Source organism: Sphingomonas sp. ERG5, assembly GCF_000803065.1.
Taxonomy (GTDB): domain Bacteria; phylum Pseudomonadota; class Alphaproteobacteria; order Sphingomonadales; family Sphingomonadaceae; genus Sphingomonas.
Map to the genome: position 1 here is coordinate 92,251 of NZ_JSXI01000048.1, position 11,610 is coordinate 103,860.

Sequence of the window (11,610 nt, forward strand, 5' to 3'; positions counted from 1 at the left end):
CGTTCATCCGCGAAGAACAAGCCGCTGATCCGGGACGAACCGGTCCCAATCCTCTAGCTCGGCTTCCGTCCGCTGACCCCCGTTGCGCAGCCGAAGAAATAGCGATGAAAACCGACCTCGAGATGCGCGGCGCGCAGCATCTCGGCAAAGGCGCGGGAGTCGCCGAAATTGGTGCTGTAGGTACCGATCTTCGCGAAATCCTGCGCGCCGCGCAGCAGGAAACGCTCCATCAGCGGCAGCACCGTCTTCAAGTGAAAACGATAAAGCGGCCGCAGCCACCAGCCCTTCGGGTCGGATGCTTCGATCAACGAGAAGCTGCCGCCGGGCTTGAGCACGCGCGCGATGAGGCGCGCAAGCCGGGTCAACTGGTCGGCGTTGAATGTCTTCAACCCGAACGTCGCGACGACGAAATCGGCACTCGCATCCGGCAAGTTGCTCGCGAAGACATCATCCTCGATGAACGCGATACGGTGCGCGCGATGCTGGTGAAGACGATCGATCGCCCGCCGATGCATGCCCGACGATATATCCACCGCGGTGATCTGATCGATCCACGGAAAGCGCTTGAGCAAATGCGGCCAGACCTCGCCGGTGCCCGCCATCAGGTCATACCCCGCCGGGCCCGCCGGTTCGGGCAGCATTGCAACGCATTGCCGCCGCCACCGCTCGGTAAAGCCGAACGAACACAGCCAGCTGAACATGATGTAGCGATCGGAACAACGGTCGAATACGCCCTTCACATAGTCCGGGGCGTAGATATCATCGCTCATAGGTCAGGGATGCACTGCGTTCGCATCCAATGCCAGCGTGTAATATTGGCTGAAGCTCGCATCGCTGTAATCAGCGAACGGACCGCATTCGACAAAGCCGGCGCGTTGATACAGCGCGCGTGCTGGCGCGAATGCGGCGTTGTTGCCCGTTTCGAGGCTCAGCCGCCGATATCCCCGCGCCCGCCCCTCGGCGATCAGATGATCGAGCATTGCGCCCGCCACGCCGCGCCGCAAATGCGCCGGCGCGGTGCGCATCGATTTCAGTTCGCCATGGTCGGCATCGAGCCGCTTGAGCGCGCCCATACCGAGCAAGGCGTCATCGTCCCATGCCGTCCACAGCGTCACCGCCGGATTCTTCAGACCCGCGAGATCGAGCGCGAAGACGCTGCCCGGCGGCGAATTCTCGAATGCCGAGCCGAGATGGAATTCGACCAGCGCGATGACATCGGGGTGAGTCAGATCATCCGTGACGATACGCATCGCGGCGTCAGTTCAGCGATTCGCCGGGGTCGACGCCCCAGAGCTGGTTCGCTTCGACATAGCCGCCCCGGCCGCGCACATCGAAATAGCACCAGCCGCGCGCGCATTTGCTCAGTCGCCCGACTACGCCCGGCGCCGCGCGCCACATGATCTTGCCGCCGAAGCGCGGCGAATCGCGCAATTCGGCGATCGTGCCCATGATCAGGCCAGTGCGCGCCTCGCTGATCAGCGTGCCCATCATCCATCCTTGCGTGCCCGATGGATCCTCGATCTTGAGCCAGGCGCCGCGTTCGTACACATCGATCACCTTCACCGGCAGATCGGCGCGCTGATACAGCCAGCTCGCGGGATAGGTCCGCGCCGGGCCGGTACGCATGCGCGCCTTGCCTGCCGAGATCGACGCGAAATAAGGCGGCTTCTTCTGGATCAATCCGGCCAAAGCCGGCGCCAGGCCCGACACCGTCAGTCCGATCGCCGCCATGGCGAGCATGATTCTCGCACTGTTACGCATAACTCTTCCCTGTCCCCCACTTCACGAATCATTTACTCCGTTCGCAAGAGGCGGTTCAACCACCGTTGACGTAGGCCAAGGGCTTCGCCAAGCCGGAATCATGCCCGAAATGAGACGCCCATCCGCCAAAGTGTCGAAACCCCGGGTGGTCGTGACCCGTGAACTGTCCGACACGATCATGGATCGGATGGAGCAATTGTTCGACACGGTGAACAATCGCGGCGACGCGCCGATGACGCGCGAGCAGCTTGCCGCCGCGATGGCCGATTGCGACGTCCTCGTCCCGACCGTAACCGATGAGATCGATGCCGAGCTGATTGCCGGCGCGGGCGAGCGGTTGAAGCTGATCGCCAATTTCGGCGCCGGCGTGAACCATATCGACCTGAAAGCGGCGCGCGCGCGCGACATCATCGTCACCAACACGCCGGGCGTGCTGACAGAAGATACCGCCGACATGACCATGGCGCTGATCCTGTCGGTGCCGCGCCGGCTGGCCGAGGGTGAGAAACTTGTCCGCTCCGGGCAATGGAAAGGCTGGAGCCCGGGCGGGATGCTTGGTCACCGCATCGGCGGCAAGGCCCTGGGTATTATCGGCATGGGCCGCATCGGCCAGGCGGTCGCCGCGCGCGCGCGCGCCTTCGGCCTGTCGATCCATTATCACAACCGTCATCGCCTGCCTGCGGTGCTCGAGGCGCAGCTTGCCGCGACCTGGCATGAGAATCTCGATGATATGTTGTCGGCGATCGACATCCTGACGATCCATACCCCGCGCAACCCGGCAAGCGAAAACCTGCTCGACGCGCGGCGCATCGGCCTGCTGCGCTCGCACGTCTATCTGATCAACGCGGCGCGCGGCGGGATCGTCGACGAGGCCGCTCTGGTCGATGCACTTGAGAGCGGCCGCCTGGCCGGCGCCGGGCTCGACGTATGGGCGCATGAACCCGAGATCGACCCGCGCCTGCTCGCACTGCCCAATGTCGTGATGCTGCCCCACATGGGATCTGCCACCTATGAGGGGCGCCTTGCGACGGGCGAGAAGGTCATCGCCAATATCCGTATGTGGGCCGACGGACACCGCCCGCCCGATCAGGTGCTGGAAGGTTGGGCCTGACCGCACATCCCGACAGCATTCGGCTGCCGGGCCCGGCGATCGCTAGTTAACAACCCAGATCACGCGATTGGTTTCGAAGGAATCCGAGGGTTTTCCATCCTGCCCGATCGCCGGATGATATCGCCCGCGCCACGTAACCGACTGGCACGTCAGCTTATCGAGCTCCGCGTTCTTGCTGCTTGAAAGAATCCGGCAATTGGCGACCCGGCCATTGGCCTGCACGGTATAGCCGACAAGCACTGTGCCCTCGGGGTTGCCGCTGGGATAAATGCCTGACGGCCAGAAATCGGCACGACTTCCTATGGCCTCGGCCTTCTTGGCCAGGCTCGCCTGCTTTTTGGGATCGACACCCCATGAGGCCAGCAGATCATCTTCGCAGACGCGAAGTGCGGCCATTGCCTTGACCATACCCGTCGGCGCAACGCGAATGGCAGCGCCTTTTCCCAGCGTAACCGCGATTTCATTCGTGGATTCCAATCCAGCGAGAGCCTGGCTCCTGACCTCTACTGTTGTGATCTGCCCGATATCCTTGACCGGCTTATACGTATTGTAGCTGGCCTTGGCCGGAACGCCGGATGGCATCAGCGTCACCCGGGCATCGCCATAGCTCGTTTTCCCGACGCTCACCGGTCGTATGAGAACAAGCTGAGTGAAACTGCCCAGGCGCGTGGGTCGTATGCCGAGCCTGATCTTCGCATCACCGGCGCCGAACTCCCGCGAGAGCAGGCAGAGGTTGTTGGCATATTCGATGTTCCATTTACCAGATGGAGCAAGCGCAGCCTCCGTAGCCGGTGGGCTCAGCGGCGCCGCCAACGCAAGTATCATCGCAACTATTTTCATTTCACCCCCCGGCCCCGGTTCGCCGAAACCATCCCATGCCGCCCGCGAGATCGCAATGGGGTGATGCGATGGATCGCCGATCAAACATATCAGGACCGTATCAGCCAACCTGTCGGAGCTGAATGGGCGGGTGCATTGCGGTCCAGTGCTGCGACAAATGTGGTCGTGCCGATCGACCATCGAGCGCAAAGATACGTGCGCGACCACGGCCATCGGCCTTGGCGAGATACAGCGCCGAGTCCGCTTCGGAAAAACGCAGCGCCGGGTCATGGACCGTCATATCGTCGATCAGCGTGGCGCCGGCCGACGCGCTCACCGCGACCGGCTCGCCGTGGCAAAGCACCGGCCGGCGTAACGCCGCCAGAACCTGTTCCAGACGGTGATTGAGTTCGTCGCGCTCATGGATACCGCGCAGCAGCACGGCGAACTCGTCGCCCCCGATGCGCGCGACCATTTCCGCATCGACAAACAACTGCTTCAGCCGCGCCGCGACCTGGCGCAGGCAATCGTCACCGGCGGAATGCCCCAGCCGGTCGTTGATCAGCTTGAAGTCGTCGAGATCGATCAACACCAGTGCCGACACGCCACGGGCGCGCAACAGCGCATCGGGCAGATCATAGAAGTTGGTCTGGAACATGCCGCGATTGGCAAGCCCAGTCAGTGGATCGCGCTCGGCCAGACGGCGCAGGCGTTCGGTCCGCGCGCGGTCTTCGGTGATGTCCTGCTTGGCGCCGTAGAGCCGCCGTGCCCTTCCCTTCTCGCACTCGACATCGGCGGTCAGGCGCATCCAGCGCTCGACGCCCGAGACGGTCTGGATACGGGCATCGAGCGCGAAGCCGCGCCCGGTCGCGATCGCCTCGGCCCGCAGCGCCTCCATCTCGCGCCGCGACTCCTCATGGTAAAGGTCAACGATGGCTGCGCGGTCGGGCGCGATCAGCGGCGACAGGCCGAACAGCTGATAGACACCGCTGGTCCAGATCAACGCCGAAGTATCGAGGTCGCATTCCCATGCCCCCAGCGTGACCAACGACGTCGCGCGATCATAGAGGCGATTGAGTCGGGCAATCGATGGCACGGCCCGTGCCGCGTCCGCCATCGATCGAACCGAATCATGCCTCATCAACGCGCTCCCTGCCGGCTCGCAACAAGCGGCCCGGCAAACGATCTACGCGGCAAGAGTTAAGGACGAATTAGAGTGTGAAGCCAGCGAAGGACCTGAGCCCGGAAGCATCAGCCGAAGCGACAAGGCTGTCGGAAATGAGCGGCTGTGCGGCCCGGTTCGGCAACACCGTATGTTTTGACACTCGAAATGCCAAAACATACGTCGCCGACCTGCTCAGTCCGACCGCCTCACACTCAATCTCCGGTCAGAATCCGGTCGACCAGCTGCTTCACCGTCGGCACGAAGCCGTTCGAATAGAAGGGATCCTTCTTGAAGTTATAAGCACCATGCCCGGCGAACATCAGATTCTGTTCGATCGGCCCGCCATGCGCGATGTCCTGCAGCGTCTTCTGAATGCAGAAGGAGCGCGGATCGGCGAGACGCCCGGTCGAGTTGGTTTCGGTATCCGACCAGGACGAGAAAGCGCATTGGCTGAGGCAGCCCATGCAATCAGCCTGGTCCTTGCGGATCACGCCCTTTTCCTCCGGCGAGACGAAGACCAGGGTATTGTCCGGGGTTTTCAGGGCATCGGTGAAACCCTCACCGAACCATTGCCGCGCGCGCAGCAGGTCGTTGCGCGTGACCCAGAAATTCCGGCCCTTCACTCCGACGTCGAGCTGGAAGGTGTGATCGCCCGCTTCCTGCGTCGAAAAGGCGATCTGGCGCTCCGAACGCGCTTCCAGGCTACGCAGGAACGGGTTCCTGACCGCGCTGGAATAAAAGCCGGTGGGCGAGAAGCGATGCAGCAGCACTTCGCCTTCCTCGATATCCATCAGCTTGGCTTTCCAGCCATCGGGGATCGGGCTTTCCCGCGTCAGCAGCGGCCGGGTGCCGAACTGAAAGGCGATGCTGCCGAGTTCCGGATTGTCGATCCAGTTCGACCAGTCGCGCAGAAACCAGACGCCGCCCGCCATGACGATCGGCACATCATCGGAAATGCCGCCTTCGCGCATCACTTCGCGCAATTCCTTGACGCGTGGATAGGGATCTTGCGGCTTGAGCGGATCCTCGGCGTTGGACAGGCCGTTATGGCCGCCGGCCAGCCAGGGATCTTCATAAACCACCGCCGCAAGCCATTCCGATGCCTTGGAATAAGCACGCTTCCACAACGCGCGGAACGCCCGGCCCGAACTGATGATCGGCAAATAGCTGACTTCGTACGATGCGGCGATCTCGCTCAGCTTGTACGGCATGCCCGCACCGCAGGTGACGCCCGCGACCATGCCGCGCGTGCGGTCGAGCACGCCGTGCAGGATGCGCTGCGCACCGCCCATTTCCCACAGCACGTTGATGTTGATCGCGCCTTTGCCGCCGGCAATGTCGAACGCGCGCTTGACCTGCTGCACCGCGCCCTCGATCGCGAATTCGATCAATTCTTCATGGCGTTCACGCCGGGTCAGCGCCGTGTAGATTTGCGGGATGATCTTGCCATCGGGGTCGTAACTGTCGGCATTGACGGCCGAAACCGTACCGATACCGCCGGCCGCGGCCCAGGCACCGGCCGAGGCATGGTTGGTCGCGGCCACGCCCTTGCCACCCTCCACGATCGGCCAGACTTCCTGGCCGTTATAGATGATGGGCTTCAGACCTTTGAACAAGACGACCTCCAGATTAACATACGCTCGATATAGCCAAAGGATGCCCGTTAGCGAGCAAATTGCGACTCAACTCAGGGCCCCGGGACGTCCCATTGCGGCCTCATAAAGGCCGGCATAGCGTCCGATCATCATGCCTTCGTCATATTCCGCGACCGCCTTTTTGCGGTTCTCCGCGCCCAGCATGGCCCGCGCTTTCGGGTCGCGGGCCAGCGCCTCGATCGAATCGCGCAGCCGCACTTCGCTGGTGTAATCGACGATATAAGGCTCGTTCGGCGTGGACACCATGCTACGAATATCGCCGATATGCGGCGCGGCGATCGGCAGGCCCGCGGCCATCCCTTCGATCACCGCGATGGGAAATTGCTCGCTGCGCGACGATAAAGCGAGGATGTCGAACAGTCCGATATAGCGATGCGGCTCGGGCAGGAATCCCGGCATCACCAGCCGGTCGGCAATCCCCATCAGTTCCGCCGCGTCGACGATAGCCTCGCGCTCCGGTCCTTCGCCGACAATGACCAGCCGGATGCGCGATGAACACCCGCCGACCGCCCGTACCAGAGCGGGCAGATCCTTGACCTCACGCAAGCCCGCGAGCGTGCCGACCACGATTTCGCCCGGCTTGCGCTTCAGGCCAGGGATCGAATTGGCCACCGGCTTGCCGGCATAGGTACCGGTGGAAATGCCATTGACGATGCGATGCACGCGCCCGACCGGCTGTTTCCACACATCCAGCGCGATGCGGTGCAGCGTCTGCGACGGCACCACCATGGCGTGAGCGGCGGGCAGCGCGACGCGCCGGTACAGATTGCGTTCGATCTTCAGCCCGGTCGCTTCGTCCGAATTGAAGCCATCCTCATGATGAACCAGTGGCGGCATGCCCTTGGCGAAGACCCGGCGCGCCATCACGCCGTCGATCGCGCCCCAATTATAGGTCAGCACCAGGTCGAAGCGGCGCATGAAGCGCGCAATCGCCTCGAACCGCGCGACCGATGGCCGCCCGGTCAGCGGCGGCGGGTTCTGCGCGATTTCATAGTTGATCCCCCTGGCGATCGCATCGCGCGCACCAAGCTGATCGGGCATGCCGGATACGATGGTGTGCCGCGCGCGGTCGCCCCAGACATTCATCAGCCGGACCGCACGCGCCTCCTTGCCGCCCAGATTAAAGGTCGAATGAAGGTGAAGAATGTTGACCGGCTGCGCCATGCGCCGCGAACTAGCGCGGAAATCTGCCCGCGTCATGTGCTTCTCCTGCGCGCCTTCCCTTACGACAAGATCATCGGCGTCGGACAGCGGCCCGGCAGGGCCGGACCGTCAGACGGCGTAAACTTGCCCCACCGGCGGGAACTCGGTGATGCCGGCTTGTGCGGTGCGATCGAGATACGTCGACAGGACGATATAGCTGCGGGTGCTCTTCACGCCCGGCGTTGCGTAAAGCTGCGCGAGTAGCGCTTCCAGCGCGCGGGTTGAGGCGCAGCGTACCTTGAGCAACATGCAGGTGTCGCCGGCGACGGAGTGTATCTCCTCCACCTCCGGCAGGTCGGCCACTGTCATGAGTTCCTGAGTCCCGCCCCAACCCGCGCTGTCGACATGGACAAAGGCGAGAAGCGGCTTGCCGATGGCCGGTCCGTCGAGCAACGCCGCCGTGCGACGCAGACAGCCTGACGCACGCAGCTTCTTGACCCGGTCGTGAACGGCGGGCGCCGACAGGGCGACCATCTGGCCAAGCTCCGCGTAACTGATGTCCGCATTCGATGCGAGCGCGCCTAATATTTTTCGGTCAAATGCATCGATTGAGCGCCCAGCTGGCTGGGGCCGCCGAACATGATCTGTTTTTTCCACGCTCGACATATTCAGCCCTTTCCTGAATCTCATTCGTGCTTTTCTATATAACGCCTAATGAGATTTAGGACAAACCCATGTTGATGCGCAAGATTCTGCCGCTCGCCGGATCGATCGCGGTGATCGGCGCCAACTCGCTGGTGCTGAGCCCGATCGCGGGCGCGGTCGCCCTCTCCTTTCCCGGCATCGACGCGGCCGGCGTGATGACGGCAGCCGCGATCTACGGACTTGCCACCGCCATAAGCGCCTTGGTGCTGGCCCCCGGCATCGACAGGATCGGCCAGCGAGCGGCGCTGCGCCGCTCGCTGCTCGTCATGATGGCGGCGCTCGCTTTGTCCGCCGCCGCGCCCAACCTACCGGTGCTTTGCCTGGCCCAGGCGCTCGCCGGTCTCGCTGCGGGCTGCGCGCTGCCGGCCATCTATGTGCTGTCCGCCCATGTCGCAGAGAAAGGGCGCGAGAGCGAGACGCTCGGCCTGGTCCTCACGGGATGGACCGTCAGCCTGGTCGCGGGCGTGAGCCTGTCGGCCCTTATCGCCGATTTCGCCCATTGGCGCTTGGTGTTCGCAGCACTTGCCCTCGCGGCGGGCTGGCTTGCCGTCGCGGTCCACCGCAGCCGGGAACTGGCGGTCCCGACCCCCGCCACGCGTCCGAGCTCGCCGCTGACCGCGCTTCGCGTCCGCGGCATTGCCCCTGCGCTGCTGACGGTCGCTGCCTATATGGCGGCCTTTTACGGCCTGTACGCCTATCTCGGTTCGCATCTCACTGGAGCCTTGCAGCTCTCAACGGCAGCGGCCGGCCTGGCGCCCATGGCCTATGGTCTCGGCTTCGGCATCGCCACCTTCGCCGACCGCCTGCTCGATCGCCATGGGGCGACCGCCGCCGCACCGGTCACGTTTCTGGGCCTCGGTCTCGTCTATGTCGCCCTGGCCGCCACTTCGGCGCATGCGGCGATACTCATCGCCCTTTGCTTTGCCTGGGGCGCCGCCAATCATATCGGCCTCAACCTGATTGTCGCGCGGTTGACGGCGCTCGACCCTACCCAGCCCGGCGCGATCATGGGCCTCTACAGCACGGTCACCTATCTGGCCGCCTCTGCCGGCGTATTCTTCTACCGGCCACTCTTTGAGCGGTTCGGCCTCGCCGGCTGCGCGGTCGCGTCGGCCGGCTGCATCGTGCCCGCGCTGGCGACAGCGCTGATCCAGCGCCGCCGGAGGCCCGTGTCGGGAACCGAGGGGCGAAAATTCATTCGATTCCGTCTCAAGAATGGAGGTTGATGCCATGAAACTATTCTTTGCACCCGGGTTCAGCAGCCTTGCTGATCATATTGCGCTGCTGGAGGCCGGGCTCCCGTTCGAGATTGCGGAAGTCGATCCCGAGTCCAAGCGGCTGGTCGACGGGAGTTCCTATCTCGACATCAATCCGAATGGACTCGTGCCGGCGCTGATGTTCGACGATGGTCGGGTGCTGACCGAAAATGTCGCGATCCTCGCTTGGGTGGCCGACCGCGCCCCGCAACTTGCGCCGCCAGGGGATTTCGGGCGCTATCGGCTGCTGGAGACGCTGAGCTTCATCGCCAGCGAGATCCACAAAAGATTCCCGATCTATTTGTCGCTTCCCGAAGATACGCAAGGGCCGATCGCCGGCGACATCGTGCGATGGTTCGACTGTGTCGCGCCCCGTCTCACGCGCGGCTATCTCTTCGGTGAAACGTTCAGCGTGGCGGACGCCTATCTGTTCGTCATGGCGCGCGGCGCACTCTATCTGGAATTTCCCCTGGACGAGCGGCTTCGCGACTATGTGGCACGAATCGAAGCACGCCCCGCTGTACAAGCGGCGCTGACTCGGGAGGCCACGCTCTCCGGCTCCCGGCTGGAAGACGGAGTCGAGAAATGAATCGGGCCGATTTCTACGACGCCGAGTTGCGGCGCCATAATGAGCGCTTCCGCGCCGCCCTTGAGATCGGGATGCGGGACCGCGTGCTCGATATCGGCTGCGGTGCGGGGCAATCCGCTCGGGAAGCTGCCGGCGCTGCCATTGAGGGGAGTGTGCTCGGCGTGGACGTGTCGGAAGACATGCTCCGCATCGCGCGCGACCGCAGCGCGGAAGCAGGGTTACGGAACGTCTCGTTCGAGCTGGGCGATGCACAGGTCCACGCGTTTGAGCCTGCGCATTTCGACCTGTGCATCAGCCGCTTCGGCACGATGTTCTTTGCCGACCCGGTCGCCGCCTTCACCAATATCGGCCGGGCGCTGCGCCCTGGAGGGCGTCTCGTGCTGATGGTGTGGCAGCGCCGCGATCGCAATGAATGGGCCGTCGCCATTCACGATGCGCTGGATCCGGGAGGCATGCCACCGACAGGCGCGACCAGCGCATTCTCGCTCGGCGATCGCGCGGACACGACGCGTATTCTGACGGCGGCCGGTTTTGCTTCGATCGACTTTGCCGAAGTGCGTGAGCCGGTCTTCTACGGTCCGGACGTCGACGCGGCGCAGGAAGCCATGATCGAGATTTTCCTTATAAAGGACAGGCTTGCGGACATGGGCGCGTCACCTGATGCGGCGCTCCGGAGAGTAAGCACCTTGCTGGAAGCGCACCTGACCGCGGACGGTGTGCTCTTCGACTCGCGCGCCTGGATCGTGACCGCGCGCCGGACGATCGAGCCGTCAGGGCCATGTTGATTTGGCGGCATGTTGGCGAGACGGTCAGCCAGGGCGGGACCGTTTCTGTTCGTTCAGGATGATCCGCACGCTCGGCCGGCGGTCGCATCGCCGACCGATTTTAGAACCCATCGCTCAAAGCGGCGGCAAACGCCGTTTCACGGTGGTCGCCTTGACGATGGAGGTCCTGGTCTCGGCAAAGTCGACGATGCGATCGAGGATCGCATCAAGTTGCTCGATCGACCGGAGATAGACGCGGGCGATGTAGCAATCGTCGCCCGTCACCTTGTAGCATTCGATGAATTCCGGAATTTTCTCGATCAGGCGCTGCGTCGCGGGGAGCTTGCCCGGGAACGGTTTGATCCTGACGATCGCCTGGAGCGTGTACCCCAGCGCATAAGGGTCGATATCGACCGTGTAGGCGCTGATCACGCCGCGGTCCTCCAACCGGTGCAGCCGCTCCGACACGCTCGGTGAGGACAGATCGACGCGTTGCGCCAGGTCCTTGAGCGAGATGCGCGCATTGGCCGCGAGCAGTTCCACGATCTTCCGGTCCACATCGTCCAGCATCGACCACCTCTTAGGCAAAAACTCAATTTCAAGTCATTATCTTAGGTAAAAATCATAATATGCCTTTCTGAA

13 protein-coding genes are annotated in these 11,610 nt (G+C 63.3%); 4 read left to right on the forward strand and 9 right to left on the reverse strand.

Annotated features, from left to right (window positions below):
- Positions 1–53: 53 nt before the first annotated feature.
- The 3 genes from OO12_RS16715 to OO12_RS16725 are packed head-to-tail and all read right to left on the reverse strand — an operon-like array spanning position 54 to position 1,761.
- A complete protein-coding gene (locus OO12_RS16715) occupies positions 54–770 on the reverse strand; it encodes a class I SAM-dependent methyltransferase (protein WP_034159844.1) in 717 nt (238 codons plus the stop codon).
- A 3-nt stretch (positions 771–773) separates the two neighbouring features.
- The gene (locus tag OO12_RS16720; RefSeq protein WP_034159845.1) at positions 774–1,250 is read right to left on the reverse strand and encodes a GNAT family N-acetyltransferase; all 477 of its coding nucleotides are present in this window, start codon (positions 1,248–1,250) and stop codon (positions 774–776) included.
- A 7-nt stretch (positions 1,251–1,257) separates the two neighbouring features.
- Entirely contained in the window at positions 1,258–1,761 is a 504-nt protein-coding gene (locus OO12_RS16725) for an SH3 domain-containing protein (protein ID WP_034159846.1), read from the reverse strand.
- Positions 1,762–1,861: 100 nt separating this feature from the next.
- On the opposite strand from OO12_RS16725, the gene OO12_RS16730 reads away from it, so the two are divergent.
- Positions 1,862–2,872 carry a 2-hydroxyacid dehydrogenase gene (locus OO12_RS16730; protein WP_034159847.1) on the forward strand — a complete coding sequence of 337 codons (1,011 nt, stop codon included), beginning with the start codon at positions 1,862–1,864 and terminating at the stop codon, positions 2,870–2,872.
- A gap of 42 nt (positions 2,873–2,914) precedes the next feature.
- Here the strand turns inward: OO12_RS16730 and OO12_RS27010 are convergent, their stop codons facing one another.
- The 5 genes from OO12_RS27010 to OO12_RS16755 all read right to left on the reverse strand — a co-directional run bounded on the left by OO12_RS27010 (position 2,915) and on the right by OO12_RS16755 (position 8,344).
- A complete protein-coding gene (locus tag OO12_RS27010; protein WP_160296832.1) occupies positions 2,915–3,796 on the reverse strand; it encodes a TonB family protein in 882 nt (293 codons plus the stop codon).
- 16 nt (positions 3,797–3,812) lie between these two features.
- The gene (locus OO12_RS16740; protein ID WP_082006598.1) at positions 3,813–4,832 is read right to left on the reverse strand and encodes a diguanylate cyclase domain-containing protein; all 1,020 of its coding nucleotides are present in this window, start codon (positions 4,830–4,832) and stop codon (positions 3,813–3,815) included.
- 236 nt (positions 4,833–5,068) lie between these two features.
- Complete coding sequence (locus tag OO12_RS16745) at positions 5,069–6,472, reverse strand: NAD(P)H-dependent flavin oxidoreductase (protein WP_034159848.1); 1,404 nt, start codon at positions 6,470–6,472, stop codon at positions 5,069–5,071.
- A 66-nt stretch (positions 6,473–6,538) separates the two neighbouring features.
- Entirely contained in the window at positions 6,539–7,675 is a 1,137-nt protein-coding gene (locus OO12_RS16750) for a glycosyltransferase family 4 protein (RefSeq protein ID WP_034159849.1), read from the reverse strand.
- Between the two features lie 108 nt (positions 7,676–7,783).
- A complete protein-coding gene (locus tag OO12_RS16755) occupies positions 7,784–8,344 on the reverse strand; it encodes an Lrp/AsnC family transcriptional regulator (RefSeq protein ID WP_327196033.1) in 561 nt (186 codons plus the stop codon).
- 50 nt (positions 8,345–8,394) lie between these two features.
- Between OO12_RS16755 and OO12_RS16760 the strand changes: the two genes are divergently transcribed.
- Genes OO12_RS16760 through OO12_RS16770 form a run of 3 tightly spaced genes read left to right on the forward strand, consistent with a single transcriptional unit; the run spans position 8,395 to position 10,989 of the window.
- Entirely contained in the window at positions 8,395–9,585 is a 1,191-nt protein-coding gene (locus tag OO12_RS16760; RefSeq protein WP_200887498.1) for an MFS transporter, read from the forward strand.
- Positions 9,586–9,589: 4 nt separating this feature from the next.
- The gene (locus tag OO12_RS16765) at positions 9,590–10,204 is read left to right on the forward strand and encodes a glutathione S-transferase N-terminal domain-containing protein (protein ID WP_034159883.1); all 615 of its coding nucleotides are present in this window, start codon (positions 9,590–9,592) and stop codon (positions 10,202–10,204) included.
- Positions 10,201–10,989 (forward strand): class I SAM-dependent methyltransferase, encoded by a 789-nt coding sequence (locus OO12_RS16770; RefSeq protein ID WP_034159851.1) that lies wholly within the window; start codon positions 10,201–10,203, stop codon positions 10,987–10,989. The genes OO12_RS16765 and OO12_RS16770 overlap by 4 nt, the downstream gene beginning before the upstream one ends.
- A gap of 114 nt (positions 10,990–11,103) precedes the next feature.
- Here OO12_RS16770 and OO12_RS16775 read toward each other — a convergent pair whose 3' ends face one another.
- Entirely contained in the window at positions 11,104–11,538 is a 435-nt protein-coding gene (locus tag OO12_RS16775) for an Lrp/AsnC family transcriptional regulator (protein WP_034159852.1), read from the reverse strand.
- Positions 11,539–11,610 lie beyond the last annotated feature (72 nt).

Bases quoted from the DNA above. Each gene is read 5' to 3' on its own strand.
- OO12_RS16740 (WP_082006598.1), bottom strand. From the start codon at position 4,832: ATGAGGCATGATTCGGTTCGATCGATGGCGGACGCGGCACGGGCCGTG.
- OO12_RS16770 (WP_034159851.1), top strand. From the start codon at position 10,201: ATGAATCGGGCCGATTTCTACGACGCCGAGTTGCGGCGCCATAATGAG.
- OO12_RS16730 (WP_034159847.1), top strand. From the start codon at position 1,862: ATGCCCGAAATGAGACGCCCATCCGCCAAAGTGTCGAAACCCCGGGTG.
- OO12_RS16725 (WP_034159846.1), bottom strand. From the start codon at position 1,761: ATGCGTAACAGTGCGAGAATCATGCTCGCCATGGCGGCGATCGGACTG.
- OO12_RS16765 (WP_034159883.1), top strand. From the start codon at position 9,590: ATGAAACTATTCTTTGCACCCGGGTTCAGCAGCCTTGCTGATCATATT.
- OO12_RS16755 (WP_327196033.1), bottom strand. From the start codon at position 8,344: ATGAGATTCAGGAAAGGGCTGAATATGTCGAGCGTGGAAAAAACAGAT.
- OO12_RS16720 (WP_034159845.1), bottom strand. From the start codon at position 1,250: ATGCGTATCGTCACGGATGATCTGACTCACCCCGATGTCATCGCGCTG.
- OO12_RS16715 (WP_034159844.1), bottom strand. From the start codon at position 770: ATGAGCGATGATATCTACGCCCCGGACTATGTGAAGGGCGTATTCGAC.
- OO12_RS16775 (WP_034159852.1), bottom strand. From the start codon at position 11,538: ATGCTGGACGATGTGGACCGGAAGATCGTGGAACTGCTCGCGGCCAAT.
- OO12_RS16760 (WP_200887498.1), top strand. From the start codon at position 8,395: ATGCGCAAGATTCTGCCGCTCGCCGGATCGATCGCGGTGATCGGCGCC.
- OO12_RS16750 (WP_034159849.1), bottom strand. From the start codon at position 7,675: ATGGCGCAGCCGGTCAACATTCTTCACCTTCATTCGACCTTTAATCTG.